This window comes from Aeromicrobium halocynthiae, from assembly GCF_039531385.1.
GTDB lineage: Bacteria > Actinomycetota > Actinomycetes > Propionibacteriales > Nocardioidaceae > Aeromicrobium > Aeromicrobium halocynthiae.
This window is the reverse complement of the sequence record NZ_BAAAPY010000015.1, coordinates 1-26,222: the sequence shown is the minus strand read 5'-3', so window position 1 is coordinate 26,222 and position 26,222 is coordinate 1. Positions and strand designations below refer to the sequence as shown.

Here is a 26,222-nt window from a genome sequence, read left to right as displayed (position 1 = left end):
GGACTCATCATGGCGAACCTCTCCCGACTCCCGAAGGTCCTTCAGTCCGAGTACGAGTGGCAGTACGAGGGAGCGTGCGTGGGCCTGGAGTCCTCGCGGTTCTTCTCCCCCGACGCCGAGCGCGGCAACGCCCGCGCCGACCGCGAGGGCAAGGCGAAGGCCATCTGCGCCACGTGCCCGGTCATCGAGCAGTGCCGTTCCCACGCCCTGCGCGCCCAGGAGCCCTACGGCGTGTGGGGCGGGCTGAGCGAACGCGAGCGCTTCGAGATCATCAAGCGCGAGCAGCGCCCCAGCGTCGTCGCGTGAGCACCGCGCACGACGTCGTCGTGGGCCCCCTGATCCCTTCGTCGGACGTCTCCTGGGCGGTGCAGATCTTCTCCAGCGCCGACCTGGCCGCCTTCGCTGCCGTCGACGCCCTGCTCGCCCTCGCCCTCGCTGGCGAGACAGTGGTCGTCCAGCACTCCGGCGACGGGTCGTCGAGCTTCGTCATCATCGAGACGAGGTCGGAGCCTGACCTCATGGAGGCCGTCCGCCAGTGCGTCCTCACCGCGGCACCGCGAGCGAGACTGCAGCAGACGTGTCTGGCGCCCGAGTCACTGTCCGAGGCCGCCTGAGCTCGGCTCACTCCTCAGCGACTCGGTGGGCTCTCGCCACCGCCGTCAGGAGGCCCGCGACGGCACCGAGGGCCGTGCAGGCCAGGTAGAGGTAGGCCCACGGCCGACCCGGCAGGACACCGGCCCGGGCCAGGGCCATGGCGACGAGGCCCCCGATCGCGAGCACGGCAGCGACGGTGGCCGGCGGGAGCCACCGGGAGAACGATCCAGACATTCGAGAATCCCTTTCGTGAGACGTGTCGTTCGAGGGTTGCTGTCGTCGAGCACCCGACGCATGGAGTGCAGCACCCGTCAGCGCCGGCTCGCCGTGTCGAGGACGGTCCCCTCCACGTCGAGACGCACCTCGTGCAGGCCGGCAGGCGTGTCGGCGAGGTCGCGGACCACGCTGCGCACGGCAGCGGCGACGTCGACCGTCCCCGTCACGTGGGCACCCGCCCCCGGCAGTCGACGAGGTGCGTGGTCAAGGGCCCGTGCCGGAGCACAGCCACGACACGCCGGGCGGCGACCTGCTCGAGACCGTCGCCGACGCCCGCAGGCACCTCGGCCTCGTCGGGCCACAGGCACACGACCGGGCCCTCGGACTCGGCATCGACCCTCAAGGCGGCGATCTCGTGGTCGTCGAGCACGCTCAGCACCGTGGCCGAGCTGCCGGCCGGGCGTCGTCGGTGGGTCTGCACGGCGTCCTCCTCCCGAGGCGACTGGGTGGTCGACCGGCAGCGCCCTCGCTGCGTGAGGAGGACCGCTGCCGGTGCAGACGTGGTACCCGTCGTCCCGGTGCCCAAACGTGGCGCGGCCGACGAGCATGCGTGATCGCGGCGCGGACGGGTACGTCCCGGCCATGAAGCTCCCTGATGCACGCGGCCCGCTCGGTGCCGCCGTCCTCGACCACCTGCGCGGTCACCGTTCCCTGGCCGAGGCGGGCGTCCGTCTGCAGGAGGCGGGGGCCGGCGACCGTGCACTCACCTTGTGGACCCTGCACGAGCTGTACTTCCGCGGCTTCGACGACGTCGACGCCGACATGGAGTGGGACCCGACGGTGGTCGGCCTTCGCAACGAGCTCGAGTCCGACCTGGAGTCGGACCTGCGCCGGGCGTTCGAGGCCTGGGACGGACCGATGGACCTGCCCGGCATGATCGCCGCGTTCGAGGACCGGCCCGGCCTGTCGACCTTCATCCGCACGAGCGCGACCGCGGCGCAGGTGCGCGAGATCCTCGCCGAGAAGAGCGTCTTCCACCTCAAGGAGGCCGACCCGCACGCCTTCGTGCAGCCGCGTCTCGACGTGGCTCCCAAGGCTGCCCTGGCGACCATCCAGTTCGACGAGCTCGGCGCCGGTCGCCCGGACCGGCTGCACGCGAAGCTCTTCGCCGACACGCTCGACGCCGCCGGGCTCGACCCGACCTACGGCGCCTACGTCGCCCGCGTCGCCACCAGCACGCTCACCGTGAGCAACGTCCTGACGATGTTCTGCTTGAGGAGACGGCTCCGCTTCGCCGCGGCAGGGCACCTCGCAGCATTCGAGGCGACGAGCTCACTGCCGTGCGCCGCGATCGTGCGCGGCCTGCGCCGACTCGGCTTCGACGAGCGGGTCGTCACCTACTACGACGAGCACGTCGAGGCCGACGCCGTGCACGAGGCCCTCGCGTGGGAGGAGCTGTGCGTGCCCATGATCGACGGTGACGCGGACCGCGAGCGCGAGGTGCTGTTCGGGGCCTTCGCCTGCATGGAGGTCGAGGCTCGCAACGCGGCCGACCTCCTGGAGCGGTGGACGTGACGCGCGGACCTCGCCTCGTGCGCGACGTCGACTTCGTCGTCTCACCCGACGGGGAGACGAGCGAGGCGACCCGGCCGGTGGTGGCGCTCTGCACGTGCGGCGCCACCGGCCGGCCGCCATGGTGCGACGCGACCCACAAGCTCCTCGGCGACTAGCCGGACGCGGCGGTCCTCGGGCTCGTCACGTCCGTCCTGGCACGAGACCGTCCTCGACGCGTCGCAGCCGGACGAGGGCGCCGCCGGGCTCCTCCCGGACGTCGACGACGACCAGTCCGAACTCCTCGACCGCCGGCTCGAGTCGGCGGGCCTGAGCGGCGTCTCCGAGCTGGAGGATCATCTGCCCGCCGGGAGCGAGGTGGGCGGCGCCGGCGCGGACGCACGCCCTCGCCGGGCCGAGTCCGTCGTGGCCTCCGTCGATCGCCGGGACGGGGTCCTCGGGGAAGCGCACGACCTCCGCCGTCGGCACCCACGGCGGGTCGGCCAGCACCATCGGGAAGCGTTCCTGTGGCCCCAGCGCCGTCTCCAGAGCAGCACACCGGACCTCGCAGGTCTCGGCGACCTGCACCGCGTTGCGGCGGGACAACTCGGCGGCGTGCTCGTCACGATCGACCATCACCAGCATCCGACCGGTGCCCGCGACGGTCGCCAGGCCGATGTGGCCGACTCCGCTGCACAGCTCGAGGACCGGCCCTTCCGGAACGTCGGCCAGCAGCTCACGGGCCCAGTGGGACTGCCTCACGGTCCACGGTCGCGGGACGAGGACGCGGTCGTCGTACTCGATCGTCAGGCCGTCGAAGTCCAGCGACGACGCCGCCGCCGTCGTCATGGGCACCCCACGCAGGTCGTGGCCCACGGCGCCACGTCGAGCCGCCGGGGGTCGATCGGCTGCTGACAGTGCTCGCACCGTCCGTAGCTGCCGTCGTCGAGGCGTCTCATCGCGTGCTCGATGCGCTCGATGCTGCGGCGCTCGCTCTCGGTGAGCATCGCCTGCAGCTGCAGCTCGGTTGCCGCCTCGGTCTGGTCGACTACGTCGCCGCACCACGACGGCTCGTGCACCCCGAGCTCGCCCTCCCGCTCCCGCGCCTGCTCGGCGGCACGCATCAGCAGGCCACGGATGCGTTCGCGCTGCTCCGGGCTCAAGGTCTCGTCGACGGGATCCATGTCCGCGATGTTCCCCACCGGCCCGATTCGATGCGCGCGAGGTGTCCGAACCTCGCGCCGGACGGTCTCGACGGGGGCTGCGCACGACCGATCCCGCCCCGGGGTTGAATCTGCGCAGAACTGTGACAATGTGGAGCACAGGTTGAGCAGCAGCCGACATGTGCCAGTAGTCGTCTGGGGGCCGTCTCATGGTCGATTCCGCCGTTCTGCCGTCGTCCACGAAGCTTTCCGATCAGGAGCAGACCACCACGCCGGGCGAGCCGTCGCCCGTCGCGGACCGTCCCGTCGGCGACCGCCCCGCCGACCCACGTGACGCGCTGATCGAGGACCACCTCGTGATGGCGCGTCGGCTCACGCGGACCTTCCGCAACAAGGGCGTCGACACCGAGGACCTCGACCAGGTGGCGCGTCTCGGCCTCGTCAAGGCCGCCGACGGCTACGACCCCGCGCGGGGGGCCTTCGCACCGTTCGCCGCCGCCACGATCCGCGGGGAGCTCAAGCGCTACTTCCGCGACCTCGCCTGGGACGTCCGCATCCCACGGCGCCTCCAGGAGCTGCAGGCGCGGATCACGGCCGACGCCGCCGAGCACCCCCAGGACCAGGAGCCGGAGGCGGTGGCCCTCCGCCTCGACGAGGAGGTCGAGGACGTCCGCGAGGCGCTCGCCGCGAGCGGCTGCTTCACGACCGACTCCACCGAGGCCGCGCAGGACGCCGGGCACGAGCTCGGCGGCCAGACCGACGACCGCTTCGAGGCCGTCGAGGAGTGGGTCACCTTCTGCGACCTCAACCGAGAGCTCGGGCACGACGACCGGCAGCTCCTGCGGTGGCGCTACGTCGACGAGATGACGCAGCGTGAGATGGGTGCCGAGCTCGGCATCAGCCAGATGCAGGTCTCGCGGCGCCTCTCCGCGCTGCTGCGCCGCCTGCGCCAGCGCGCCGGGGTCGACGCCGCCTGAGGTGCATGATCCCCACCGTACGGGGCACGTCGTGAGGACGAGGCGCTGCGGCGCCCACGCCACCACGAAGGGCTGACCCATGACCACGACACCCCACGACGGACCCGGTGCGGACGAGACGGCACCGGTGAACCCGAAGACCTCGCCGTCGACCGAGCCGGACACCGACGAGCCGCCCACACAGGCCTCCCCGGATGCCAGCGAGGTCGACGACGACGACATCGACGACACGGGCACATCGCCCCACGAGGAGGACTGACATGCGCGCAGCGACCTGGCAGGGCAAGCGAGACGTCCAGGTGATCGACGTGCCGGACCCCGTCATCCAGGGCTCCGACGAGATCATCGTCGAGGTGACCACGACCGGCCTGTGCGGCTCGGACCTCCACCTGTACGAGGTCCTCGGCCCCTTCATGAGCCCCGGCGACGTCCTCGGCCACGAGACGATGGGACGCGTCGTCGACAAGAGCGGCGACGTCCACGACCTCGCGATCGGTGACCGCGTCGTCATCCCGTTCCAGATCGCGTGCGGCACGTGCTTCATGTGCCGTCGCGGCCTGCAGACCCAGTGCGAGACGACCCAGGTCACCGAGGAGGGCAAGGGGGCGGCGCTGTTCGGCTACAGCTCCCTGTACGGCAGCGTGCCCGGTGGGCAGGCGCAGTACCTGCGGGTGCCGCACGCCACCTACGGCGCCATCCCTGCGCGCCAGGACGACCTCCCCGACGAGCGGTACGTCTACCTCTCCGACGTGCTGCCCACCGCCTGGCAGGCCTTCCGCTACGCCGAGGTCGGCGAGGGCGACACGCTCGCCGTCGTCGGCCTCGGGCCGATCGGCGACATGGTCGTCCGGCTCGCGACGCAGCACGGGGTCCGCGTCATCGGCATCGACTCCGTCCGCGAGCGGCTGGCGCGCGCGCAGGCCAACGGCGCCGACATCGTCGACACCGACGAGGCCGACGTCGTGACCATCGTGCGAGATCTCACGGGCGGCCGCGGGGCCGACGGCGTCGTCGACGCGGTCGGCATGGAGGCCCACGGGTCCACGAAGGCCGAGCTCGTGCAGATGATGGCCGGCTGGTTGCCTGGTCCTGCCGCACGCGGGGTGATGCGCTCGGTGAGCGTCGACCGGATGGCGGCGCTCGACCTGGCGCTTCGCATCGTCCGTCGAGGCGGCACGGTCTCCATCTCCGGCGTGTACGCCGGCACGATGAACCCGATGTCACTGCAGGACCTCTTCGACCGGCAGATCACGCTCAGGATGGGGCAGGCCAACGTCCGGCGCTGGGTGGACGACCTGCTGCCCCTCGTGGAGGACTCCGCGGACCCGCTCGGGCTGGAGACCTTCGCGACCCACCGCGTGCCGCTGGAGGCTGCGGCGGACGCCTACGACGCCTTCCAGCGCAAGGTCGACGGCACGGTCAAGGTCCTGTTCGACCCCCGGGCGACAGCGCCGTGAGGGCGCAGCGGCCGACGCCCTGATCGAGCAGGTCGCGACACGAGGAAGGGCCGGGACGATCGTCCCGGCCCTTCCTCGTACGTGATGCGGCTGCTCAGAACACCGGCTTGCCGCCCGTGACGCCGAGCACCGTCCCCGAGACGTAGCTCGCCTCTGCGGGTGAGGCGAGGAACACGAAGGCCGGCGCCACCTCCGCCGGCTGCCCTGCTCGACCCAGCGGCGTGTCCGATCCGAACTGCTCGAGCTTCTCGGCCGGCTGCGTGGCCGGCTGCAGCGGCGTCCAGATCGGGCCGGGCGCCACGGCGTTCACGCGCACCCCGTCCGGTCCGAGCTCCGCGGCGAGGTTGACGGTGAGGTTGTTGAGAGCCGCCTTCGTCGCTGCGTAGTCCAGCAGCGCCTGCGACGGCTGGTAGGCCTGGATCGACGTGTTGTTGATGATCGACCCGCGCGAGCCTCGAAGGTGCGGCACGGCGGCCCTCGTCAACCAGACGACCGAGTACAGGTTCGTCTTCAGCACCCGGTCGAGGCGCTCGTCGGTGATGTTCTCGATGCCCGGGTCCCGCGCCATCTGGTACCCGGCGTTGTTGACCAGGACGTCGAGACGGCCGAGCTGGTCGATGGTCGCGTGGACGACCTCGTCGCACTCCGCCCGGTCTCGCAGGTCAGCGGAGATGGCGAGCACGCGTGCACCCGCGGCCTCGACCATCGCGCACGTGGCGGCAGCGTCCTCGAGCTCCTCGGGCAGGTGGGTGATGGCGACGTCCGCGCCCTCGCGGGCGTAGGCGATCGCGACCGCGCGGCCGATGCCGGAGTCACCACCGGTGATCAGGGCGACCATGCCCTCGAGGCGACGGTGGCCGACGTACGAGTGCTCCCCGTGGTCGGGGGTGGGCGACATCTGGGCGGTCGAGCCGGGCGGGGTCTGCTGCTGCGGCGGGAACTGGTTCTCGGTCATGTCTGCTCCTTCGGGTGGTGGTCGGTCGGGTCCCAGGACCCGCGGGAGGCAGGGTCGTCGCCCTGCAGCTCCTGAGGGTCGTCGCCGAACGGTCGGTCGGCGTCGGGGAGGACCGGTGAGTCGTCGTCGACGACGTCGTGGGCGTCCTCGTTCTCGACCTGCTCGGCACGCTTCGTCTCGGAGGTGGCCGGCCCTGGGTCGTTCGCGTCGTCGGTCATGGTGCTCCTCTCCACGGTGGGCGTTCTCCTGGGTCGTTCCCTCGCCCCGTGCCTCCATGCGCGGAGATTGACCGGGGCGAGGACGGGTACACGCCCTCGTGGCGACGAGGGGTCGTCATCGGAGGAGGGGATCGGTCGTGAGCGCACTGGACGAGATGGTTCGGACGTCGGACTCGCTGCGTCCGCCGATCCGCGTGGCGTCGGTGCCCGCCGACCACGTCTACGTCCGGCACACCTCCTCGACCGCGCCCGGCGCCACGCTCGTCCAGCGGCTCCCCGACCCGCGCCCGGCGCGCGGCGACGGAGGGTGGTGGCCGCCTCGTGCGCTGGAACCGGGATGGGTCGAGGACCACCACGACGAGTTCGACGTCATGCACGTCCACTTCGGCTTCGACGCCGTGTCCCCCGACGCGTTGCGCGACCTCGTGCACACCCTGCGCCGCCACCGCAAGCCCCTCGTGCTGACCGTCCACGACCTGCGCAACCCGCACCACCGCGACCGGTCGACCCACGATGCCCAGCTCGACGTGCTGGTCCCGGGGGCCGATGCGCTGGTGACCCTCACCGCCGGGGCACAGGCGGAGATCCGGCGGCGGTGGTCCCGGTGGGCGGCCGTGCTCCCCCACCCGCACGTCGTGCCCCTGGAGGACCTGCCGACCGAGCCGACGCTCCGGCCGGCCCCGTCCCGGCGCGGGGGGTCCTTCGTGGTCGGCATGCACGTCAAGAGCCTGCGTGCGTGCATGGACCCCGTCGCGTTGCTGCCCGTCCTCGACCGCGCGACACGTGCCATCCCGGGCGGGGTCCTGCGCATCGACGGGCACTCGGACGTCCTGGACCCGGCCGGCCGGCGGTACGACCCATCGCTCGCCGACGCCCTGGCGCGCTGCGGCGACCACGTCGACGTCCGGGTCCACGACTACTTCACCGACGACGAGCTCTTCGCCTACCTCGCGGACCTGGACCTCTCGGTCCTCCCCTACCGCTGGGGGACCCACTCCGGATGGCTGGAAGCCTGCCGCGACGTCGGGACTGCGGTGGCCGCCCCGACCTGTGGCTACTACGCCGACCAGGCGCCGGTGCACTCCTTCGGCTTCGACGTCGGGCGTCTCGACGAGGCGTCGCTGGAGGCCGCGGTCGGCTCGTCCTGGGTGGGCACGCCTCCACCGGGACCGACGCGGGCTGCTCGGGAGGCGCAGCGCGAGCACGTCGCCGACGCCCACCGGATCCTCTACGCGCACCTGCTGGAAGCGTGATGCGCGTCTGCCTCGTCGCCTCGAGCCGGTTCCCGATCGCCGAGCCCTTCGCCGGCGGGCTCGAGGCCCACACAGCCGTCCTGGCCGCCGGTCTGCGACGGCGCGGCCACGCCGTCACGCTGTTCGCCGCCGCGGGCTCCGCCCCCTCCCTCGGGGTCGCCCACCTGGACCTGCCCGCCTTCGAGCCCAGCGCGGCCGCCCGCGCCGACGTCGGCGCACCGCCGGAGGTCTGGATGCGAGAGCACCACGCCTACCTGGACCTCATGGTCCGGCTGGCCCGTGAGGGTTCACGACACTTCGAGGTCGTCCACAACAACAGCCTCCACCACCTCCCGGTGGCGATGGCGGCTGCACTGGACCTCCCGCTGGTGACGAGCCTGCACACGCCCCCGATCGCGTGGCTGGAGTCGGCCATCGCGCTCGCGCCGGACGGGGCGACGTTCACGGCGGTCAGCCGCCGCACGGCGGACTCCTGGGCGCACGTCGCCAGTCCGACGGTCGTGCCGAACGGGGTCGACACCTGCCGGTGGACGCCTGGTCCCGGCGGTCCCGGAGCGATCTGGACCGGACGCCTGGTGCCGGAGAAGGCACCACACCTCGCCATCGACGCCGCCCGCTCCGCCGGCCTCCCGCTCGTGCTGGCCGGTCCCGTCCACGACGTCGCGTACATGGAGACCCACGTGCGACCACGTCTCGGGGACGACGTCGTGTACGCCGGCCACCTCGACACCGACCGACTGGTGGCCGCCGTCGGAGCCGCCCGCGTCGCGCTGGTGACGCCGGAGTGGGACGAGCCTTACGGCCTCGTCGCCGCCGAGGCGATGGCCTGCGGCACGCCGGTGGCGGCGCTCGCCCGCGGCGGGCTGGTCGACGTCGTCGGCACGCAGGGAGGACGCCTGGCCCCTCCCGGCGACCCCGAGGCGCTCGTGCGGTCGGTGAGGGAGGCGGCCGTGCTGCCACGGCGACAGGTGCGCGCGCACGCCGTCCGCCACTGCTCCGCGGACCGGATGATCCGCCGCTACGAGCGGATCTACCGCGACGTCACCACAGGCCGGCGGGCCGCATGATCGGCTACTACGTCCACCACCACGGCGCCGGCCACCTGTCCCGGGCACGCGCGATCGCTGACCACCTCGGCGGCGAGGTCACCGGCATCTCGACCGCCGCCCGCCCCCCGCAGTGGCCGGGCGACTGGCTGCAGCTCGCGGACGACGCACCCGTGGGAGCAGTCGGGGACGACCCGACGGCCCGCGGCGCGTTGCACTGGGTGCCGCTGCGGCACGCGGGACTCAGGTCCCGGATGGCGACGCTGGCGCAGTGGCTCGACGCCGCCCGGCCCCGAGCCGTCGTCGTCGACGTCTCGGTCGAGGTCGCCCTGTCGTGCCGGTTGCACGGGGTCCCCGTCGCGATCGTCCTGCAACCGGGCGACCGCACGGACCCTGCCCACGACCTCGCCTACCAGGTCGCGGACCGGCTCGTCGCGCCGTGGCCGCCCGGGCTGCACCCGTGGCGGTCGTCGGTCGATGCCGACGACCCCCGGCTGCGCCACGTCGGGGCGATCTCCCGGCACGACGGCCGTGACCCGGCCGTGGTGCCGCACGACCGGACGGCGCGGCACGTCGTGGTGCTCAACGGCGCCGGAGGGGACCCGCTCCTCGACGCCGACGACCTCGCGCTCGCCCGCCGGGCCACGCCTGCCTGGCGGTGGACGGTGCTCGGAGGTCCGGGTGGCCGCTGGCAGGACGACCCGTGGCCCATCGTCTGCTCGGCGAACGTCGTGGTGACGCACGGCGGGCAGAACGCGGTGGCCGAGGTGGCCGCGGCACGACGACCCGCGGTCGTCGTCGCGAGGGACCGTCCCCACGACGAGCAGCACCACCTCGTGCACGCCCTGCAGGCCGACGACCGGTGGCCGGTCCTCGCCCTCGAGCAGCCACCCGGGCCCGAGGGCTGGGCGGACCTGCTCGAGCGACAGGCCGCATGCGACGGACGTGCCTGGCACACGTTCAACGACAGCCTCGGCGCGGGCCGCGTCGCCGAGCTGGCGCGCGAGGAGGCCTGGACGTGAGCGCCCCGAGCGTCGTGACGGTCGTCCGGGGGCGGCACGAGCACCTCGACCGCCAGCGTCGTGGCCTGGAGTGCTCCACGACCCCACCCGCTGACCACGTCGTCGTCGCGATGGACGACCCCGAGCTCGTCGAGCGGTGGCGTCCGTCCACGGTCGTGGCCGACCACCTCGTCGCCCTCGCCGCCCCGGCCGCGGGCCTGCCGTTGGCGGCGGCCCGCAACCTCGGCGCGCGCATCGCGATCGACCGGGGCGCACGGCAGCTCATCTTCCTCGACGTCGACTGCGTGCCCACCGCGGGCGCACTCGAGGCCTACGCGTGGGCGGCCGCGACGGCCGAGGGATCGTCAGCCGTCCTGTGCGGACCGGTCGCCTACCTGCCCCCTGCACCTCCCGGCGGGTACGACCTCGAGACCGAGGCCAGGACGGCTCGCCCGCACCCGGCACGACCCGCCCCCGACCCTGGCGACGTGGTGATCGACCATGAGGGCCATCACCTCTTCTGGTCCCTGTCCTTCTCCGTCGGCGTCGCCGCCTGGGAAGCGACCGGAGGCTTCGACGAACGCTACGTCGGCTACGGGGCCGAGGACACCGACTTCGGCCAGCGTGCGGCGCGTGCAGGCCTGCCGCTGGCATGGGTCGGCGGTGCGACGGCACTGCACCAGTACCACCCGGCCCAGGACCCGCCGGTGCAGCACCTGGACGACATCCTGCGCAACGGGCGACTCTTCGCCGAGACCTGGGGGTGGTGGCCGATGAAGGGCTGGCTCGAGGCCTTCGAGGCGCGAGGTCTCGTCCGACGCGACGGCCGCGGCGGGTGGGAGTCGACCGCGGAGCGAGGATCCCCGTGACCAGCCGTCAGGACGGCTCGGCCGGCAGCTCCCGCGTCCTGACGAGGTGCTCGGCGAGGTCGTAGAGCTTGACGTTGCGGTGCTGCGAGAGCCGCCGCAGCAGCGCGAAGGCCCGCTCCCCGTCCATCCCGAAGCGCTCCATGAGGATGCCCTCGGCCTGACCGATGAGTGTCCGGCGACTCATGGCGTCCTTGAGCTGGTCGACCGAACGCAGCCCGGACAGGGCCACCGCGGCGTGGGCGGCGAAGTAGGACGCCGTCTCGATGTCGTCGCTGGAGAACGCACCCGGAGTCTTGCTGTAGAGGTTCAGGGCGCCCAGCTCGCGGTCGCGGACGAAGAGCTGCAGCGCGAGCACCGAGCGGACACCGAGCTCGGCGACGACCGGCTTGGCCCACCGGGGCCAGCGGTCGTCGTTCTCGAGGTCGGCGACGTGGACGCGTTCCTCCTCGCGGAGCGCCTCGACGCACGGACCCTCGCCCAGCTCGTGCTGGAAGCGGTCGGCGGCCTCGACGAACGGCGCGGTGCTACCCAGGGTCTTGATCGGGTTCTTCCCGTCGTAGAGGGAGATCCCGGCGCCGTCAACGCTAGCGAAGTGCTCCGTCACCTCGGAGGTGACGGCCTCGACGCCCTGCCGCTCGCTGCGCTGGGACATCACGTCACGTGCGAAGTCGGCGACGTCGCGCTGCACGTCGTGAGGGTCGACCATGCGCGAAGTCTAGCGCTTGGCGGAGGGTGCGCTCAGCGCAGGAGGGCGACGGCGCCGTGCCCCGCCATGGACCCTGCGTCGAGCAGCGCGACCGCCGTGTTGGTGATGCTGGCCGCGGCGAGGAGGGCGAGGTCGGCCCTCACCGGTCCGGCGACGAGCGAGCCCAGCTCGACGTCGTCCGGACCGTCCACGTCGAGGAGCCGGCGCCCGGTCGCGTCGCGGTCGAGGATGACCGCCGAGGCCCGGCCGGCGGTGATCGCGTCCAGCGCTGCCGAGGCGCCCACCGCCACGGTCCCGGGATCACGCAGCCGGTCGCCGAGGGCGGCCTCGAGCCTCGCGACACGCTCGCGGACATGACCGCTCACGAGCTCGTCCAGCACGATCGGCGTGGCGGCAGGGGCGCCGGCGTCCTCGTGCCCGGCCCGGTCCATCTCGGCGACGGGCACCTCGACCTCGCCCAGCGACGTGACCACCTCGCGCCTCGCCGCAGGGTCGCCGGTCACCACGACGAGGCGGGGGCCGTCGCCCAGCAGGGCCGTGACGGACTCCGCGAGCGCCCGGTGCTCGTCGTGGTGCACCGGCGCCGACCGCGGCTGCCAGGTCTCGTGCGACAGTCCGCCGGACGGCGGGCTCCGTCGCTGCGGACCGGAGCCGCCGGTGGCCACGCGAGTGCTCCCCGCGATGTCGCGCACGCCGACGACGCGGACCTCGCCGCCGCCGTCGGGGTCGGCCGTCACCAGGATCACGGGCGTGCGCTCGGTCTCGTGGTCGAGCAGCGGTCCGGGGTCGGGTAGCGGCTCCCACTCGACCAAGGGGGTCGAGCAGGCGTCCGGGACGACCTCGTCGACGAGCACCCCTGCCGGCGAGGCCACCACGAATCGGCTCTGGGGCGCCGTCGACGGTTCGGCGACGGCGAAGCGCGCGCGGACCTCGTCGACGACCGACGGCGGCGCCCCGAGCTCGTCGAGGTCCTGTCCGATCGTCTGCGACAGTGCGTGCAGGGACTCGATGCCCGACGCACTGGCCAGGCTGATGTCGGCGACGACCGTGGCGAACGGTCCGTCGCTCGCATAGAGCATCTTCCAGGTGGGTGCCATGTCCTCGGCGTTCCCTGGTCGGTGTCGGGCAAACCTCGGACGCACGTCCGGAAGCGGGCATCCGGGGGCCCTCACGACGCATCGGACGCGTCGCGATGGGCACGCTCACCCCATGACGCCGACTGTCGCGCCTCCCGCCACCCCCCGGCGGGCCACGGGCGCGCGGGCGTCCCTGAACCCCTCCGCCCTGCACGGCCTCCACGGTCGTCGCAGCGTGGAGGGGACGGCCCCGGGTTGAGCACACAGCTCGGGGCCGTCACTCTTCCCCTGGACGTCGAGAGTCGGAGGTGCACGATGTGGGGTGACCGGTCGGGCCGTGAGCCCGTGCGAGCCAGGAGCCCGTTGCGGATGAGGCGACGGACGGCCATGGTGGGTGCGCTCCTGTGCGTCGGGGCGGCCGTGACCGTCGCGCTGCTGGGACCTGCACCGCAGGCGACCTGGCTGGCCGGCGTCCTGGTCGCTGCCAGTATCGCCGGGGTCGTCGACGCAACCGTCATCACCCGACGCCTGCGACGCCAGGACCGCTAGCTGCTCAGCCGCGCGCGGCGAGCACCTGCCGCCCGCGCTCGGACTCGTCGAACCGGTCGACCATCGCGCGCAGCTCGCCGACGCCGACGTTCGCACCGAAGACCTCCGTGCCCGGTTCCAGGCGCACGCCCTCGGCGAGCGGCCCGACCACCACCGGGTCGAACCCGAGGTCGTCGACGAGCCGACGGACCCGCTGCACCGCGAGGTCGTCGTCGCCCGCGACGGCGATCGCGCGACGGTCGTCGGCGCCGGGAGGTCGGGCCCCGTCCTCGAGGTCGTGGTAGCCCATGTGGTTGAACGCCTTGACCACGCGCGAACGCGGCAGGAACGCCTGCACGACCTCGCTCGTGGAGGTGCGGGGGTCGGTGAGGTCGTCGCGCACGCCGTCGACCTCCCACCAGTAGTTCATGGCGTCGACGACGACGGTGTCGGCCAGTGGTTCCACCGGCACGGACCGGTGCTTGCCGAGGGGCAGGGCGAGCACGGCGATCTCGGCACGGTCGGCCGCATCGGCCGACGTCGTGGCGGTCGCACCCGGTGCCAGTACCTCGACGGTCAGGGCGATGTCGGCCGGGTCGCCGGACCCGGAGACGAGGACGTCGTGGCCTGCCTGGACCGCGAGCCTGGCCAGGACGGTGCCGACCTTGCCAGCGCCGAGGATCCCGATCGTGCTCATCGGGCCGCCGAGGCGGTCGTCGCGGACCGGTCGGTCGAGCCCGCGGCGAGGAGCTCGCGTACCCGCGGGACGACCTCGCGGCCGTAGAGCTCGACCGAGCGGAGCCGGTCGTCGGCCGGGACCGCGCCACTGGTGTAGATCATGTCGAAGCGGCCGACGCCGAGCGCGGCGATGGAACGAGCCATCTTCTGCGCGACGGTCTCCGGCGAGCCGAGGTAGAGCGAGCCGTGGACGACCTCGGACTCGAACTGCTGACGGGTGACCGGCGGCCAGCCGCGGTCACGGCCGATGCGGTCGCGACTGGCCTTGTAGTGCGGCCAGGCGATGCGGGCGGCGTCCTCGTCGGTGTCGGCCACGAAGCCCGGCGAGTGCATGCCGATGGGGAGCGTGGGAGTGCCGAACTGCTGCGTGGCCCGCTCGTAGAGCTGGGTGTACGGAGCGAACCGCTCGGCGGCGCCACCGATGATGGCGATCATGAGCGGCAGCCCGTACTTCGCGGTCCGCACGACGGACTGTGGGCTGCCTCCGACGCCGACCCACGTCTCGATCCGGCCGGAGTCGGTCTTCGGGAAGACGTCGGCGTCCTTCAGCGGCGCCCGCGTGGTCCCGCTCCAGGTGACGGGCTGCTCGTCGAGCAGCTTCGTGAAGAGCTCGATCTTCTCCTCGAAGAGCGTCTCGTAGTCGGCGAGGTCGTAGCCGAAGAGCGGGAAGGACTCGGTGAAGGAACCGCGACCGAGGATCACCTGGGCACGACCGTTGCTGAGCGCGTCGAGCGTCGCGAAGCGCTGGAAGACGCGGACGGGGTCGTCGGAGGACAGGACGGTGACGCCGGAGGAGAGCTTGATGCGCTCGGTGCGCGTCGCGATCCCGGCGAGGACGGTCTCGGGACTGGAGATGGCGAAGTCGTCGCGGTGGTGCTCACCGAGCGCGATCACGTCGACGCCCACCTGGTCGGCCAGGATGGCCTCCTCGGTGACCTGTCGGATGGCGTCGCCGTAGGACAGCGGGCGCCCGTCCTTGCCCTCGGGGATGTCCCCGAAGGTGTCGAGCCCGAACTGGATGTCGTTCACGGTGGTCTCGTTCATGGTGCGCCTCCCGGCGACGCGGTCGCCGAATGTCGTTGACGTTTCATCTAGATGGAACAGCGGTCCGCTCGCGTTATTCCCCGGCGCGAGGGCTCTCAGGCCGTCGAGCGCGCCGAGACCTCATCGGACCGTCGCGCCGCGACGTCGTCGCTCGAGCAGAAGCCGGTGAGGCGACGCTTGAGGCACAGCAACCCCAGCAGCCGACGGTCCTCGTCGACGACGACCAGCCGCCTCACACCGTCGCGGACCATGCGCTCACGGACCGGCTCGACGCTCTCGTCCGGACCCACCCACCGGTCTCGCCATCGACCGACGTCGACGGCGGGCACGGCGTCGTCGACGCCTGCGACGTCATCACGCACGAGCGTCGTCAGGACGGTCCCGAGTCCGTCGGCCACGATCGCCAGGTGCACGCGCTCGCGCTGGAAGAACGTGCGGACGTCGGCGACGGTCGCAGCGGGTCCCAGGACGGTGGGTGTCGGAAGCATCGCCTCGGCGACCGTCGATCCCCTCGCCCTCCCACGGAACGCTCGCAGGTCCTCCGGGTGGTCGACGTCGCCAGTCGATCCGGTCGGCACCGGGACGGTGCGCAGGGCGAGACCGGACAGCAGCGATCGCATCGAGGCTCCCGAGGCCGAGGTCGCGGCGAGCGCTCGCTCCAAGGCGTCGCGCCGGTACAGCCCGACCAGGTACTGGACCCGTCCGTCGTCCTCGGCCAGCACCGCCTCCGCCTCGCCCATCGGTTCCGCGAGCAGCGACTGCACTGCGGACGCGACGTCCGGCATGTCGCACGCCAGGACCAGCACGACCGGAGCACGGACCCGGTCCATCGCCGCGGCGAGGGCAGCCACGGGGCCCCCGAACGGCGGGTCCTCGCGCACCTGGACGAGGTCGTCGTCCTGCAGGTCCTCGCGGGACGGACCGACGACGACCCGGGTACCGGCGCCACCGCACGCGGCGAGGGCGTGCTCGAGCAGCGTGCGACCGGCCACCACGACGTCCTCCTTGGCACGACCGAGACGACTCGAACGCCCTCCGGCGAGGACGATCGCGTCGAGCCGACGCGTCGAGCCGGTCGCGCTCACCCGAACCGCTCCGCACCCGCGTAGACGTTGAAGGCCCCGCGACGCGAGAAGCCCACGAGGGTGATGCCGAGGCGTTCGGCCAGGTCGACGGCCAGCGACGACGGTGCACTCACTGCTGCGAGGACGGGGATGCCGGCCATGGCGGCCTTCTGCACGAGCTCGAACGACGCCCGCCCGGAGACCTGGAGGACGTGCCCGGTCAAGGGCAGCCGCCCGTCGAGCAGTGCCCACCCGACCGCCTTGTCGACGGCGTTGTGCCGACCGACGTCCTCGCGCACCACGAGGGAGGCGCCCGAGGCGTCGAAGATCCCGGCCGCGTGCACCCCACCGGTGGAGTCGAAGACCGCCTGCTCGGCGCGCAGCCGGTCCGGGAGGGCACCGATGGCCTCGACCGAGAGCACCACGGGGTCGGTCGAGACGTCGAAGCGCGACGTCGTGGCGACGGCGTCGATCGAGGCCAAGCCGCAGACCCCGCAGGAGCTGGTGGTGTAGACGTGGCGGTTGCGGTCCATCGCGACCAGTGCACCCGGGCCCCGCACCTCGGCCTCGACGACGTCGCCCTCGAGGTCCTCGCGCACGCCGACCTCCGGCAGGTCCTCCGACGCCGAGACGAGACCCTCGGAGACGAGGAACCCGGCGGCGAGCTCGACGTCGTGACCGGGTGTGCGCATCGTGACGGCGTACCCACGCCCACCGACCCGGATCTCGAGCGGCGACTCCGCCGCGAGCTCGTCGTCGACCTCCTGGCGTCCGTCCGGACCGAACCGCGTGATGCGGCGACGCGTGGGGACCTCGGTGCCCGACGGCATGTCGCCTCCTCGGTACATGGGACGTATGCTCCCAGACTCCCAGCGCACCGGTGACCTCGCACGCCCGCGGTGCGCCTCGGGAGCCCACGTGGGTCACCCCGGCTCTCGACGCGGGCTGCAAACAGCAGTTACGGCGCCCCGATGCGGCCCGGACGTGACCCACCTCTCATCGTCAGTGCGGGCATCGTGCTCGGACTCCTCACCGCGGGCCTGACGCCGGGGGCCGTCGCGGTGGACGTCGACCCGCTTGCGCCGGTCGGCGAACGGTCCGCCGAGCAGCAACGCCAGGAGTCCTCGCCGACGCTCGTCCCCCGGCCCGCCGAGACGCCTCGCAGTGCCCGCCCGACCGACCGCTACGCCCCGGCCGGCGGTTGCTACGCCCTCGGCACCTCCGACGGCCGTTGGGTCGCGCGCGCCGACGACCGCTACACCGCGGTCGGTGAGCGCGACGCCGCGACGCCGTTCCACTTCCAGGCCACGGAGCTCGGAGTCTTCCTGCTGTTCGACCCTCAGGAGGACTTCGTCGCCAGGGACGGCGGCGTCGTGGCGGCCGACGAGCCGAGCCCCGCCGCGGAGTGGGTCGTCGACGTCGTCGACGGCTCCTTCACCGTCGGGCAGGGCGAGGACGCGCTCGCCGTCGACGGCGACGCCGTCACGACGGGTCCCGCCGAGCCGCTCACGCTGGAGCTCGTCGACGGCTGCGCGACGTGGGACGAGGTGGAGGTCAACGTCGAGGGCCCGGTGCTCGCCGGCACGTCGCCCCTGCAGGAGGTGCGCGGCTACCTCGACGACCACATCCACCACATGACGCAGGACTTCCTCGGCGGCAACATCCACTGCGGCCGACCCTGGCACCCCTACGGCGTGAGGTACGCACTCGTGGACTGCGACGACCACCTCACCACCGAGGGCCAGCTCGCGATCCCCGAGATCGTGCTGAGCGGCAACCCGACCCACGACCCGGTCGGCTGGCCGACGTTCGTGGACTGGCCGGCCTGGAACTCCCTGACCCACGAGGGCACCTACTACAAGTGGGTCGAGCGGGCGTGGCGCGGCGGTCAGCGGCTGTGGGTCAACCTGCTCGTCGAGAACACCGTCCTCTGCTCGGCCTACCCCGGCCCGAACACCACCTGCACCGACATGGACTCGATCCGGACGCAGGCCCAGCAGACCCGCGACTTCGAGAACTACGTCGACGCGCAGAACGGCGGCCCCGGCAAGGGCTGGTACCGCGTCGTGGAGACCCCCGCGCAGGCGCGGGCGGTCATCAACGACGGCAAGCTCGCCGTCGTCCTCGGCACCGAGAGCAGCGAGCTGTTCGGGTGCCGCATCGTGCTCGACTCCCCCGCCTGCGACGAGGCCGCCGTCACCGCGGGCCTCGACGAGCTGCACGCGCTGGGGGTGCGGCAGATGGTGCCGACGCACAAGTTCGACAACGCGTTCTCCGGCGTCAAGGGCGACGAGGGGTTCAACGGTGTCGTCACGAACCTCGGCAACGCGCTGCAGAGCGGGTCGTTCATCGACATGCAGCCGTGCCCGGACGGGCTCGGGCCGGACAACCCGCAGCTCAACCCCGGCGACCTGCCGGAACCGACGCTCGCACGGGCGCTCGGTGAGATCTTCGGCCCGGTCTCCGGCACGAACCCCCTGCCGACCGCCCTGCCCGTGTACGGCCCAGCACCGCACTGCAACACCCGCGGCATGACCGACATGGGACGCTTCATGCTCGATGAGATGGTGGCGCGCAACATCATCTACGACGTCGACCACATGAGCGCCCGCGGTCGCGCCGACGCCCTCGACGTCTTCGAGTCGATCGGGTACTCCGGCGTCATCTCCAGCCACTCCTGGTCCGACCCGGCGGCCATCCCCCGCATCTTCGCCCTCGGCAGGATGGTCAACTCCTACGCCGGCGACAGCACCGGCTTCGTCGAGGAGTGGCACGGCCACACCCACGACATGGACGGCCGCTTCTACTTCGGGATGGGGTACGGAGCCGACACGAACGGTCTCGGCGCCCAGGGAGCACCCCGCGGGCCCGACGCCGAGGACCCCGTCACGTACCCGTTCGACGGTCGCTTCGGGGTCGAGGTCGACCAGCAGCGCTCCGGGGAGCGGCTCTACGACATCAACGTCGACGGCGTGGCCCACTACGGCCTGTACCCGGACTGGATCGAGGACCTGCGCAAGCTCGCGGGCGACGCCATCGACGACGACCTCGTCCGCGGGCCGGAGTCGTACCTGCTCATGTGGGAGCGTGCCAACGGCATCGAGAACGACGCCTGCCGCCAGCCCGAGCTGCGCCGCCAGGTCGAGGAGTTCGAGCAGATCGCCCCCGGCACGACGTCGGACGCCGTCCTCGCCGGCTACGGGCAGCCGCACCTGCGACGCGACCTCACCTACCGCTACTGCGCACTCGACGGTCAGCAGGATGCCGCCGTGACCGTGACGTTCGCCGGTGACGCCGTCAGCACCGTCGACGCGACCCGCGCCGACAGCTCCGGTGAGGACCCGGACGGTGGAGGCCCGGACGGTGGCGGTCCCGACGGCCCGGCCGTCGACACCCCGGTCGACGGGGTCGAGGTCACACCCGTCGGTGGCACGGCGCCGGAGGACGCGGACGGCGAGGAGGTCCTGCTCGACCTCGGGGCGGACCTGCCGTCGGCCGGGGGCGCGAACCTCACCCCGCTGCTCGCGGGACTCATCGCCTTCGTCGTGGGCGGCTACCTGACGCTCGTGCGCCGGCGGCACGCCTCCTGACGCTCAGGCGTCCCCAGCCAGCTCGACGACGGCCGCCTTCCACGCCTCGACGACCGCGTCGGCGCCCGGCCTGGGGTGGAGGATCCCGGCGAGGTGGGTCCCGGTGAGCAGGTCGATCGTGAACTGCACGAGCATCGGGACACGGTCGCCGTCGGCTCCGACCAGTCCGGTCACGCCGCGGTGCACCGTGACGAAGATGCGGTCCTGCAGCGGCCGCAGCGCCTCACGGAGGTCGGCGTCGGTGCGCGCCGCGACCCACAGCTCGAGGGCGGCGGCGAACGGCGGCGACTGCAGCTCGGCCCAGACGAGGTCGACGACCTCGTCCCACCCGGCGGTCGCGTCGTTCGTCCCTGCCGCGGCGAGCAGGTCGAGGCGTCGCTCGATGACGTCCTCGACCACGCCGGCCATGAGCGCGCTCCGCGTCGGAAAGTGGTGCAGCAACGTCCCCCTCGCGACGCCCGCGCGCTCCTGCACCCGACCCACCGTGGTGGCGCCGTGGCCGTCCTCGACCAGGGTCGCGTAGGCGGCCTCGAGGATGCGCGAGCGCGTCAGCGTCGAACGCTCCTGCTGGGGTCGACGCGGCGCGGACATGGCCGGACTCTACCGACGACGGAAGGTCCCGTGGCGTGCTCGACTCCCGGGACCCGCCGACCGAGAGAAACCGTCCGATCGGACTGATAAGGTGTCGAGCCATGGCACCGCCGTCAGCCGCTACCCGCGGCGAGCACCTCCTGCGCACCGTCCGGACGCTCGGACCGGTCGCGACACGCACCGCGAAGGTCGTCGCGGCCGAGGCCGTCGCCCGGCTCCGTCCAGGCGCAGCACCCTCGCTCGGCTCCGCCGCTCTGCCCGCACCCGCCGGCGTGGACGACTACGCCCGGCACGTCCACGCGCAACGGCGCGTCTCGGTCCCGGCGGAGGCGGTGCTCGACCTGGCGCTGGACCTCGACCGCGCCCACGAGTGGCTGACGCTGCACCTGTCGTGGCGCGGCGAGCGCCCCGAGCGGATCGTCGCCGGGGCGGAGTTCGTGCAGCAGATCAGCCTCATGGACATCCCGGCGCAGGCCCGCTGGCAGGTGGCGCGTGCCGACGACCGCGGCTTCGAGCTGCGCGGCACGGGACCGATGGGCATCACGGTGGGGCTGTGGTGCACCGTCGAGTCGAGCGGGCCAGGGGCCGCGGTGCGCCTGGACGGCGCACTCGACGGGTCCCCGGTGCGCGGACCCGTCGGCCTGACCGCCGTCCGCAGCGTCGAGACGGCCCTCGTGGAGTCGCTGGCGGCCCTCGCCGCGCTGCTCGAGGGCGGAGCGGGAGCACCGTCTCGCTTCCCCGACGAACCGGTCCTGCACGAGCGGGGCGGCACGTCGCTCGCACCGAGCACGCCGGTGATCGTCGGGGTCGGGCAGGTCGTCCGGCGGACGCCGGACCTCGCCGACCCCACCGAACCGGTCGCGCTCGCAGCGGACGCCCTGCGGTCGGCCGCCGCCGACGCCGGCCTCGGTGCCGACGTGCTGGTCCGCGCCGACCTCGTCTACGCCGTCCCGACGGCCTCGTGGACCTACCTCGACCAGGCGGGGCTGACGGCCGCGCTCGTCGGCGCCGAGAGAGCCGGGACGGTGCAGACGTCGCCGTACGGGGGTGACGGAGGGCAGCTCGCCCTGAACGACGCCGCCCAGCAGGTGGCCGACGCCGCCGCGCACGTCGTGCTCGTCAGCGGCGCCGAGGCCGGGGCGACGGTCGCCGGACTCCAGGCCCAGGGTCGAGAGCCACGCTGGACCCGCCAGGAGGGGGACGCCGCCCCCGACCGCGTCATCGGCGTGGACCGGCCGGCCAACAACGCGGCCGAGACGAGCGTCGGACTGGGGGCACCGATCTTCGCCTATGCGCTGATGGAGTCGGCACTGCGCGGCGAGGCCGGTGCTTCGCCGGCGGACCACCAGCGACGCATCGCCGAGCTGTGGTCGCGGCACAGCGCCATCGCCACGACCAACCCCTACGCCTGGGACCGCACGGAGCGCAGCAGCGAGGAGATCGGCACGCCGTCGGCGGAGAACCGCGCGGTCTCCGACCCGTACACCAAGCTGATGTGCGCCAACCTGCAGGTCGACCTCGCCGCCGGCGCGATCGTCATGAGCGCGGCGGCCGCGCGCGCCCTCGGGGTGCCGCAGGACCGGTGGGTGTTCCTGCACGCCGGGGCGTCGGCGACCGACGAGTGGTTCGTCTCCGAGCGCGCCGAGCTCACCTCCTCCCCCGCCATCGCCGCGGCCGGAGACGCTGCCTTCTCGCACGCGGGCATCGACGCCGACGACCTCGGCCCGATCGACCTGTACTCGTGCTTCCCCGCAGCGGTCCAGCTCGGCGCGCAGGCCCTCGGCCTGCCCTGGGACGACCCGGAGCGTCCCCTCAGCGTCACCGGAGGCCTCACGTCCGCAGGCGGTCCAGGGAACAACTACGGCCTGCACGCCGTCGCGACCCTGGTGCCGATGCTGCGGCGCGAGCCCGAGCAGTACGGCCTGTCGACGTCGCTCGGCTGGTACGCCACCAAGCACGCCCTCGGCATCTACTCCGCCCGTCCCCCGCGGCGCCCGTTCGCCCATCTCAGGCCGGCGTTCGACCGACCGGCCCCGCGTCCCGCGCTCACCGAGCTCGTGGGCGAGGGCGTCGTGGAGGCGGTGACCGTCCCGCGCGCTCGCGACGGGTCGGCCGAGGCCGCCATCGTCTCGGTCGTCACCGCGGACGGCGCCCGGGTCCTGCTGCGGCGCGAGAGCACCGCGGACCTCGAGCTCCTCACCGGTACCGACCCCGTGCGCCGCACCGTCCGCGTCGACGGCGACCGCCTCGTCCTCGGCGACGCGCGGAGGGACCTCGCGGACCCGCCGGCTCCTCCGCTGCGCACCGAGCGGGACGGGGACGCCGTCTGGGTGGTCACGCTCGACCGGCCGCACGTCCGCAACGCGATCGACGCCCTCACCGCCCGGCTCCTGGAGCGGGCGGTCGACGACGCCGAGGCCGACGACTCCGTACACGCGATCGTGCTCACCGGTGCGGACGGCTCGTTCTGTGCCGGGATGGACCTCGCCGGCGCGAACCGGGGCGAGTTCCCCGTGACCGAGCGCCGCGGACCTCTCGGGCTCACCGCCGAACCCCCGTCGAAGCCGACCGTCGCCGCCGTCGAGGGCTCGGCGCTGGCCGGCGGGTTCGAGCTCGCGCTGTGCGCCGACCTCGTCATCGCCGGCGAGGACGCGATCTTCGGCCTTCCGGAGGTCAAGCGCGGGCTCCTGGCCGCCGCCGGGGGTCTGTGGCGCACGGCGGTGCGACTGCCTCGGGCCGTCGCCCTCGAGCTGGCCCTGGTCGGCGAGCCGCTGCCCGCGCCGCGGCTGGCCGAGCTCGGTCTCGTCAATCGCGTCGTCCCGTCGGGGTCGACGCTCGCCGAGGCGCTCGACGTCGCCCACCGCATCGCCGCCAACGCTCCTCTCTCGGTGCGCGTGGGCAAGCACGTCGTCGACGCCGCACCATCGTGGGCGCCCGAGGAGGCGTTCGGCCGGCAGAGCGAGCTCGCCTCGCCCGTCCTGCTGTCCGACGACGCGAAGGAGGGCGTCGCGGCGTTCGCGGAGAAGCGCGAGCCGCGGTGGACGGGACGCTGACCTGCCGCTCGCCCCTTCCTCACCGCCGACGGCGGGCCTAGCCTGAGGTCATGTGCCGCAACATCGTGCCACTCAACAACCCGGAGCCGCCCGCCACGGACACCGAGTGCCACGACGCGGCGCTGCAGTTCGTCCGCAAGATCGCCGGCACCGCCAAGCCGTCGCGGGCGAACACCGACGCGTTCGAGCGCGCGGTCGCCGAGATCTCCGGTTCGTCCCGCGTCCTGCTCGACTCCCTCGTCAGTCCGGCGCCGCCGAAGGACCGGGAGGTGGAGGCCGCCAAGCGCAAGGCCCGGTCCGCGGAGCGCTACGAGGCGATCCGCGTCTACCAGCAGGCCAAGCGCGCCGGTCGAGGCGAGCAGGTGCTGCCGGTCGACTGACCGTCCGACCACGACGCGGACCGTCCGTCGGCCGAGATCCGCGCCCCGCGAGGGCTGGTGGGCCATGCTTGAGCCCGTCGAGACCGCCGGTCCGACGTCGTCGCTCGAGGAGGATCATCGTGCCCAGCACCGACCGCCCGACGGGGGACCGCCGCCGACGTGGACGCGGTCGCGTCCTTGCCGTGGTCCTCGGCAGCGTCGCCCTCACGGGCGTCGGCCTTCTCGTCGCCGCGAACCTCGTCGTCGTGACCGCTGCGGAGGACGACCTGACGCGGGAGGTCGAGGACCTCGAGCCGGCACAGGCGGTGATCGTGCCCGGCGCCGGCGTCTACGCCGACGGCTCGCTCGGCGTGCCCGTGCGGGAGCGCGTCGACGCCGCGGTCGAGCTCTACGACGCCGGGTTGGTCGAGAAGATCCTCCTGTCCGGTGACAACGGCACGGACACGTACAACGAGCCCGATGCGATGCGTCGTGCCGTGCTGGACGCCGGCGTCCCGCCCGAGGACGTCTTCACCGACTACGCGGGCTTCGACACCTGGCACACGATGCGGCGAGCAGCCGACGTCTTCGGCGTCGAGTCCGCCGTCGTCGTGACCCAGGGGGTCTACGCCGCGCGGACCGTGCGCCTCGGGCAGGGCGCGGGGATCGCCACCCAGGGGTACGTCGTCAGCGACGGCGGTCGCCGCGCCCGCGAGTGGCTGGCCCGCGTCACGGGCCTCTACGAGGCCGTCCGGCGCCCCGCCGTCACTCCCGGCGACCCGATCCCGATCACCGGCGACGGACGGGCGTCGTGGTCGGAGCAGCCTGGTTGACCGCCTCGCTCGTCGCGCCCGCGGCTGCGGTTGCGGTTGCGGTTGCGGACGAGCGTCGCTCCTCCAAGACTTCCGGTGTGCTTCCTGACGCCGTCGGCGCGGTCTGCGCCTGATCCGCCGCTTCGAGGGCAACGACTCACGCTCGCACTTCTGGCCCTACGCGGGCGTCGTGGCCGCCGGCGTCTTCGGCGTCGGCTTCGTGGTCCAGCTCGGCATCCTCGCCTCGTCGTTCGTGACCAGCGCCGACCCGGCCGGACGAGCGGCGTCGATCGTGTTCCTTGCCCGCACCGTCGTCGGGGCGGTCACCTACGCGATCTTGCTGGCGGCCGCGGTGACCCGGCGCCTGCACGACCGCGGGCACCGCGGACGGTGGGCGCTGTACCGTTGGCGCTGCCGCTCTCGAGCATCGGCCTCATGACCCCGATGTTCGTCGCTCCGGACGAGCCCCCGAACCCCGCCCTCATCCTGCCCGCGTTGGCGACGGGCCTCCTGTACTTCCTGGCGTTGGGCCTGCTCGTGCTGCAGCTGGTCCTGCCGAGCCGCACGCTGGACGACACCGCACACGGCGACGCCCCGCCCCGGCGTCGAGCGTGGGGGCGGGGCGAGATGCCGGACGGCTCGAGTCGTCAGAGCGTGCGGGTGCCGTCGTGGCCGCGGTTGCCCATCTTCGCCAGCCCCCGGCTGATGAGCAGACCGACGGTCAGCAACGTGACGTAGAACCACGCCTCGGACGCGCCGAAGCCTTCGGAGCCGCCGCTCTCGTCGACGACGGCTGCAGTGATGAAGATACCGGTCGACACGAGTGCCCAGAGGATGAGCTCGAGCGTCACGTAGGCCGCCTGCGACCCGGTGGCGACCTTCACGTCACCGAAGTGCTCGGCCGGCCCGGCATCGTGGTGCGTGGTCTGGTGCTGGGATGACTCGGGCTGGTGCCCGGGGTGATGGGGTTCGTCATGGGATGTCCTTTGTCTTCGACGCGGGCAGGATGTACCGCGTTCGAGGCACGTCGTACCCGCCGGGAGTCCACTCACACGTCACAGTCGGCGAGGCCCGGCGCGGAACCGGGCGCGCAGCAGCGGCGGGCGCCCTGACGAGGATCACGAAGCGCCCGGCTCCTCGCCTGCGCAGGGTCGACGTCGGGGATGCGTCGAGGGTCGGCCGCACCAGCGCCGCGACCAGGCGCCGACGACCGGTTTGGTCACGTGCGGCGAAAGGGGCTCTTCACAATCCAGGGTGTAGTCGAGGCCTGAACCCGCCGGACTCGAGCAAGCATCTCGCGATGTAGTTCGTGAGGTTGCGGAACCCGAGTGCGGAGCCGCGTAGGTGCTCGAGCCTGCCGT

Annotated in this window: 32 protein-coding genes; 17 read left to right on the top strand and 15 right to left on the bottom strand. The window is 72.9% G+C overall.

Annotation, left to right across the window (positions count from 1 at the left end; genetic code table 11):
• Window positions 1-9: 9 nt before the first annotated feature.
• Together ABD213_RS14510 and ABD213_RS14505 are read left to right on the top strand one after the other, a co-directional pair.
• Window positions 10-306, top strand: coding sequence for a WhiB family transcriptional regulator (locus ABD213_RS14510; RefSeq protein ID WP_344330098.1), 297 nt, complete (start codon window positions 10-12; stop codon window positions 304-306).
• Window positions 303-614: a hypothetical protein gene (locus ABD213_RS14505; protein WP_344330096.1), complete on the top strand. Its 312-nt coding sequence runs from the start codon at window positions 303-305 to the stop codon at window positions 612-614. The genes ABD213_RS14510 and ABD213_RS14505 overlap by 4 nt, the downstream gene beginning before the upstream one ends.
• A gap of 7 nt (window positions 615-621) precedes the next feature.
• Here ABD213_RS14505 and ABD213_RS14500 read toward each other — a convergent pair whose 3' ends face one another.
• From ABD213_RS14500 to ABD213_RS14490, 3 genes are all read right to left on the bottom strand, one after another.
• On the bottom strand, window positions 622-828 hold the full coding sequence (locus tag ABD213_RS14500; protein ID WP_344330094.1) for a hypothetical protein: 207 nt from the start codon (window positions 826-828) through the stop codon (window positions 622-624).
• Window positions 829-905: 77 nt separating this feature from the next.
• The gene (locus ABD213_RS14495; protein ID WP_344330090.1) at window positions 906-1,037 is read right to left on the bottom strand and encodes a hypothetical protein; all 132 of its coding nucleotides are present in this window, start codon (window positions 1,035-1,037) and stop codon (window positions 906-908) included.
• Entirely contained in the window at window positions 1,034-1,291 is a 258-nt protein-coding gene (locus tag ABD213_RS14490; protein WP_344330089.1) for a hypothetical protein, read from the bottom strand. The genes ABD213_RS14495 and ABD213_RS14490 overlap by 4 nt, the downstream gene beginning before the upstream one ends.
• A 161-nt stretch (window positions 1,292-1,452) precedes the next feature.
• On the opposite strand from ABD213_RS14490, the gene ABD213_RS14485 reads away from it, so the two are divergent.
• A complete protein-coding gene (locus ABD213_RS14485) occupies window positions 1,453-2,385 on the top strand; it encodes an iron-containing redox enzyme family protein (RefSeq protein ID WP_344330088.1) in 933 nt (310 codons plus the stop codon).
• Window positions 2,382-2,540 (top strand): CDGSH iron-sulfur domain-containing protein, encoded by a 159-nt coding sequence (locus ABD213_RS14480; RefSeq protein ID WP_344330087.1) that lies wholly within the window; start codon window positions 2,382-2,384, stop codon window positions 2,538-2,540. Before ABD213_RS14485 ends, ABD213_RS14480 begins: the two co-directional genes overlap by 4 nt.
• A 25-nt stretch (window positions 2,541-2,565) precedes the next feature.
• On the opposite strand, the gene ABD213_RS14475 is transcribed toward ABD213_RS14480, so the two are convergent.
• Together ABD213_RS14475 and ABD213_RS14470 are read right to left on the bottom strand one after the other, a co-directional pair.
• Window positions 2,566-3,237 carry a methyltransferase gene (locus tag ABD213_RS14475; RefSeq protein WP_344330085.1) on the bottom strand — a complete coding sequence of 224 codons (672 nt, stop codon included), beginning with the start codon at window positions 3,235-3,237 and terminating at the stop codon, window positions 2,566-2,568.
• Window positions 3,207-3,545, bottom strand: coding sequence for a TraR/DksA family transcriptional regulator (locus tag ABD213_RS14470; protein WP_344330083.1), 339 nt, complete (start codon window positions 3,543-3,545; stop codon window positions 3,207-3,209). The genes ABD213_RS14475 and ABD213_RS14470 overlap by 31 nt, the downstream gene beginning before the upstream one ends.
• 188 nt (window positions 3,546-3,733) lie before the next feature.
• Between ABD213_RS14470 and ABD213_RS14465 the strand changes: the two genes are divergently transcribed.
• The 3 genes from ABD213_RS14465 (at window position 3,734) to ABD213_RS14455 (ending at window position 5,958) form a co-directional block, all read left to right on the top strand.
• Window positions 3,734-4,501, top strand: a complete 768-nt coding sequence (locus ABD213_RS14465) for a sigma-70 family RNA polymerase sigma factor (protein ID WP_344330081.1) — start codon at window positions 3,734-3,736, stop codon at window positions 4,499-4,501.
• A gap of 79 nt (window positions 4,502-4,580) precedes the next feature.
• Window positions 4,581-4,760, top strand: coding sequence for a hypothetical protein (locus ABD213_RS14460; protein ID WP_344330079.1), 180 nt, complete (start codon window positions 4,581-4,583; stop codon window positions 4,758-4,760).
• A gap of 1 nt (window position 4,761) precedes the next feature.
• Window positions 4,762-5,958 carry an alcohol dehydrogenase catalytic domain-containing protein gene (locus tag ABD213_RS14455; RefSeq protein WP_344330078.1) on the top strand — a complete coding sequence of 399 codons (1,197 nt, stop codon included), beginning with the start codon at window positions 4,762-4,764 and terminating at the stop codon, window positions 5,956-5,958.
• Window positions 5,959-6,052: 94 nt separating this feature from the next.
• Here ABD213_RS14455 and ABD213_RS14450 read toward each other — a convergent pair whose 3' ends face one another.
• Window positions 6,053-6,913 (bottom strand): glucose 1-dehydrogenase, encoded by an 861-nt coding sequence (locus ABD213_RS14450; protein WP_344330077.1) that lies wholly within the window; start codon window positions 6,911-6,913, stop codon window positions 6,053-6,055.
• Complete coding sequence (locus tag ABD213_RS14445) at window positions 6,910-7,131, bottom strand: hypothetical protein (protein ID WP_344330075.1); 222 nt, start codon at window positions 7,129-7,131, stop codon at window positions 6,910-6,912. Before ABD213_RS14445 ends, ABD213_RS14450 begins: the two co-directional genes overlap by 4 nt.
• Before the next feature lie 137 nt (window positions 7,132-7,268).
• On the opposite strand from ABD213_RS14445, the gene ABD213_RS14440 reads away from it, so the two are divergent.
• Genes ABD213_RS14440 through ABD213_RS14425 form a run of 4 tightly spaced genes read left to right on the top strand, consistent with a single transcriptional unit; the run spans window position 7,269 to window position 11,300 of the window.
• Window positions 7,269-8,384, top strand: coding sequence for a glycosyltransferase family protein (locus tag ABD213_RS14440; RefSeq protein WP_344330073.1), 1,116 nt, complete (start codon window positions 7,269-7,271; stop codon window positions 8,382-8,384).
• A complete protein-coding gene (locus ABD213_RS14435) occupies window positions 8,384-9,451 on the top strand; it encodes a glycosyltransferase (RefSeq protein ID WP_344330132.1) in 1,068 nt (355 codons plus the stop codon). Before ABD213_RS14440 ends, ABD213_RS14435 begins: the two co-directional genes overlap by 1 nt.
• Window positions 9,448-10,452, top strand: a complete 1,005-nt coding sequence (locus tag ABD213_RS14430) for a glycosyltransferase (protein WP_344330072.1) — start codon at window positions 9,448-9,450, stop codon at window positions 10,450-10,452. Before ABD213_RS14435 ends, ABD213_RS14430 begins: the two co-directional genes overlap by 4 nt.
• Complete coding sequence (locus ABD213_RS14425) at window positions 10,449-11,300, top strand: glycosyltransferase family 2 protein (RefSeq protein WP_344330071.1); 852 nt, start codon at window positions 10,449-10,451, stop codon at window positions 11,298-11,300. Before ABD213_RS14430 ends, ABD213_RS14425 begins: the two co-directional genes overlap by 4 nt.
• Window positions 11,301-11,307: 7 nt before the next feature.
• Here the strand turns inward: ABD213_RS14425 and ABD213_RS14420 are convergent, their stop codons facing one another.
• Window positions 11,308-12,006: a GAF and ANTAR domain-containing protein gene (locus ABD213_RS14420; protein ID WP_344330069.1), complete on the bottom strand. Its 699-nt coding sequence runs from the start codon at window positions 12,004-12,006 to the stop codon at window positions 11,308-11,310.
• Between the two features lie 32 nt (window positions 12,007-12,038).
• The gene (locus ABD213_RS14415; RefSeq protein WP_344330068.1) at window positions 12,039-13,103 is read right to left on the bottom strand and encodes a baeRF2 domain-containing protein; all 1,065 of its coding nucleotides are present in this window, start codon (window positions 13,101-13,103) and stop codon (window positions 12,039-12,041) included.
• 294 nt (window positions 13,104-13,397) lie between these two features.
• On the opposite strand from ABD213_RS14415, the gene ABD213_RS14410 reads away from it, so the two are divergent.
• Window positions 13,398-13,631 carry a DUF6343 family protein gene (locus tag ABD213_RS14410; protein WP_344330066.1) on the top strand — a complete coding sequence of 78 codons (234 nt, stop codon included), beginning with the start codon at window positions 13,398-13,400 and terminating at the stop codon, window positions 13,629-13,631.
• 4 nt (window positions 13,632-13,635) lie between these two features.
• On the opposite strand, the gene ABD213_RS14405 is transcribed toward ABD213_RS14410, so the two are convergent.
• The 4 genes from ABD213_RS14405 to fdhD all read right to left on the bottom strand — a co-directional run bounded on the left by ABD213_RS14405 (window position 13,636) and on the right by fdhD (window position 17,286).
• Window positions 13,636-14,307 (bottom strand): NADPH-dependent F420 reductase, encoded by a 672-nt coding sequence (locus tag ABD213_RS14405; protein ID WP_344330064.1) that lies wholly within the window; start codon window positions 14,305-14,307, stop codon window positions 13,636-13,638.
• Window positions 14,304-15,392, bottom strand: coding sequence for an LLM class flavin-dependent oxidoreductase (locus ABD213_RS14400; RefSeq protein ID WP_344330062.1), 1,089 nt, complete (start codon window positions 15,390-15,392; stop codon window positions 14,304-14,306). The genes ABD213_RS14405 and ABD213_RS14400 overlap by 4 nt, the downstream gene beginning before the upstream one ends.
• Window positions 15,393-15,487: 95 nt before the next feature.
• Entirely contained in the window at window positions 15,488-16,477 is a 990-nt protein-coding gene (locus ABD213_RS14395; protein WP_344330060.1) for an NTP transferase domain-containing protein, read from the bottom strand.
• The gene (gene fdhD / locus ABD213_RS14390; RefSeq protein ID WP_344330058.1) at window positions 16,474-17,286 is read right to left on the bottom strand and encodes a formate dehydrogenase accessory sulfurtransferase FdhD; all 813 of its coding nucleotides are present in this window, start codon (window positions 17,284-17,286) and stop codon (window positions 16,474-16,476) included. The genes ABD213_RS14395 and fdhD overlap by 4 nt, the downstream gene beginning before the upstream one ends.
• A 141-nt stretch (window positions 17,287-17,427) precedes the next feature.
• On the opposite strand from fdhD, the gene ABD213_RS14385 reads away from it, so the two are divergent.
• On the top strand, window positions 17,428-20,046 hold the full coding sequence (locus tag ABD213_RS14385) for a hypothetical protein (protein WP_344330055.1): 2,619 nt from the start codon (window positions 17,428-17,430) through the stop codon (window positions 20,044-20,046).
• A gap of 3 nt (window positions 20,047-20,049) precedes the next feature.
• Here the strand turns inward: ABD213_RS14385 and ABD213_RS14380 are convergent, their stop codons facing one another.
• Window positions 20,050-20,637 carry a TetR/AcrR family transcriptional regulator gene (locus ABD213_RS14380; protein ID WP_344330053.1) on the bottom strand — a complete coding sequence of 196 codons (588 nt, stop codon included), beginning with the start codon at window positions 20,635-20,637 and terminating at the stop codon, window positions 20,050-20,052.
• A 101-nt stretch (window positions 20,638-20,738) separates the two neighbouring features.
• On the opposite strand from ABD213_RS14380, the gene ABD213_RS14375 reads away from it, so the two are divergent.
• From ABD213_RS14375 to ABD213_RS14360, 4 genes are all read left to right on the top strand, one after another.
• Entirely contained in the window at window positions 20,739-23,690 is a 2,952-nt protein-coding gene (locus tag ABD213_RS14375) for a type II toxin-antitoxin system Rv0910 family toxin (RefSeq protein WP_344330051.1), read from the top strand.
• Window positions 23,691-23,740: 50 nt separating this feature from the next.
• Complete coding sequence (locus ABD213_RS14370; RefSeq protein WP_344330049.1) at window positions 23,741-24,070, top strand: DUF2277 domain-containing protein; 330 nt, start codon at window positions 23,741-23,743, stop codon at window positions 24,068-24,070.
• A gap of 119 nt (window positions 24,071-24,189) precedes the next feature.
• On the top strand, window positions 24,190-24,882 hold the full coding sequence (locus tag ABD213_RS14365; RefSeq protein WP_344330048.1) for a SanA/YdcF family protein: 693 nt from the start codon (window positions 24,190-24,192) through the stop codon (window positions 24,880-24,882).
• Between the two features lie 103 nt (window positions 24,883-24,985).
• Window positions 24,986-25,300 carry a DUF805 domain-containing protein gene (locus ABD213_RS14360; protein ID WP_344330130.1) on the top strand — a complete coding sequence of 105 codons (315 nt, stop codon included), beginning with the start codon at window positions 24,986-24,988 and terminating at the stop codon, window positions 25,298-25,300.
• Between the two features lie 208 nt (window positions 25,301-25,508).
• On the opposite strand, the gene ABD213_RS14355 is transcribed toward ABD213_RS14360, so the two are convergent.
• Window positions 25,509-25,745 carry a hypothetical protein gene (locus ABD213_RS14355; RefSeq protein WP_344330046.1) on the bottom strand — a complete coding sequence of 79 codons (237 nt, stop codon included), beginning with the start codon at window positions 25,743-25,745 and terminating at the stop codon, window positions 25,509-25,511.
• Window positions 25,746-26,222: the final 477 nt, after the last annotated feature.

What these genes read in the sequence shown, in the direction of transcription:
- ABD213_RS14380 (WP_344330053.1), bottom strand. Translation starts at nt 20,637, where the DNA reads ATGTCCGCGCCGCGTCGACCCCAGCAGGAGCGTTCGACGCTGACGCGC.
- ABD213_RS14415 (WP_344330068.1), bottom strand. Translation starts at nt 13,103, where the DNA reads ATGGCACCCACCTGGAAGATGCTCTATGCGAGCGACGGACCGTTCGCC.
- ABD213_RS14445 (WP_344330075.1), bottom strand. Translation starts at nt 7,131, where the DNA reads ATGACCGACGACGCGAACGACCCAGGGCCGGCCACCTCCGAGACGAAG.
- ABD213_RS14405 (WP_344330064.1), bottom strand. Translation starts at nt 14,307, where the DNA reads ATGAGCACGATCGGGATCCTCGGCGCTGGCAAGGTCGGCACCGTCCTG.
- ABD213_RS14465 (WP_344330081.1), top strand. Translation starts at nt 3,734, where the DNA reads ATGGTCGATTCCGCCGTTCTGCCGTCGTCCACGAAGCTTTCCGATCAG.
- ABD213_RS14375 (WP_344330051.1), top strand. Translation starts at nt 20,739, where the DNA reads ATGGCACCGCCGTCAGCCGCTACCCGCGGCGAGCACCTCCTGCGCACC.
- ABD213_RS14420 (WP_344330069.1), bottom strand. Translation starts at nt 12,006, where the DNA reads ATGGTCGACCCTCACGACGTGCAGCGCGACGTCGCCGACTTCGCACGT.
- ABD213_RS14510 (WP_344330098.1), top strand. Translation starts at nt 10, where the DNA reads ATGGCGAACCTCTCCCGACTCCCGAAGGTCCTTCAGTCCGAGTACGAG.
- ABD213_RS14410 (WP_344330066.1), top strand. Translation starts at nt 13,398, where the DNA reads ATGTGGGGTGACCGGTCGGGCCGTGAGCCCGTGCGAGCCAGGAGCCCG.
- ABD213_RS14485 (WP_344330088.1), top strand. Translation starts at nt 1,453, where the DNA reads ATGAAGCTCCCTGATGCACGCGGCCCGCTCGGTGCCGCCGTCCTCGAC.
- ABD213_RS14400 (WP_344330062.1), bottom strand. Translation starts at nt 15,392, where the DNA reads ATGAACGAGACCACCGTGAACGACATCCAGTTCGGGCTCGACACCTTC.
- fdhD (WP_344330058.1), bottom strand. Translation starts at nt 17,286, where the DNA reads ATGCCGTCGGGCACCGAGGTCCCCACGCGTCGCCGCATCACGCGGTTC.
- ABD213_RS14385 (WP_344330055.1), top strand. Translation starts at nt 17,428, where the DNA reads ATGCGGCCCGGACGTGACCCACCTCTCATCGTCAGTGCGGGCATCGTG.
- ABD213_RS14430 (WP_344330072.1), top strand. Translation starts at nt 9,448, where the DNA reads ATGATCGGCTACTACGTCCACCACCACGGCGCCGGCCACCTGTCCCGG.
- ABD213_RS14450 (WP_344330077.1), bottom strand. Translation starts at nt 6,913, where the DNA reads ATGACCGAGAACCAGTTCCCGCCGCAGCAGCAGACCCCGCCCGGCTCG.
- ABD213_RS14460 (WP_344330079.1), top strand. Translation starts at nt 4,581, where the DNA reads ATGACCACGACACCCCACGACGGACCCGGTGCGGACGAGACGGCACCG.
- ABD213_RS14500 (WP_344330094.1), bottom strand. Translation starts at nt 828, where the DNA reads ATGTCTGGATCGTTCTCCCGGTGGCTCCCGCCGGCCACCGTCGCTGCC.
- ABD213_RS14455 (WP_344330078.1), top strand. Translation starts at nt 4,762, where the DNA reads ATGCGCGCAGCGACCTGGCAGGGCAAGCGAGACGTCCAGGTGATCGAC.
- ABD213_RS14470 (WP_344330083.1), bottom strand. Translation starts at nt 3,545, where the DNA reads ATGGATCCCGTCGACGAGACCTTGAGCCCGGAGCAGCGCGAACGCATC.
- ABD213_RS14435 (WP_344330132.1), top strand. Translation starts at nt 8,384, where the DNA reads ATGCGCGTCTGCCTCGTCGCCTCGAGCCGGTTCCCGATCGCCGAGCCC.
- ABD213_RS14370 (WP_344330049.1), top strand. Translation starts at nt 23,741, where the DNA reads ATGTGCCGCAACATCGTGCCACTCAACAACCCGGAGCCGCCCGCCACG.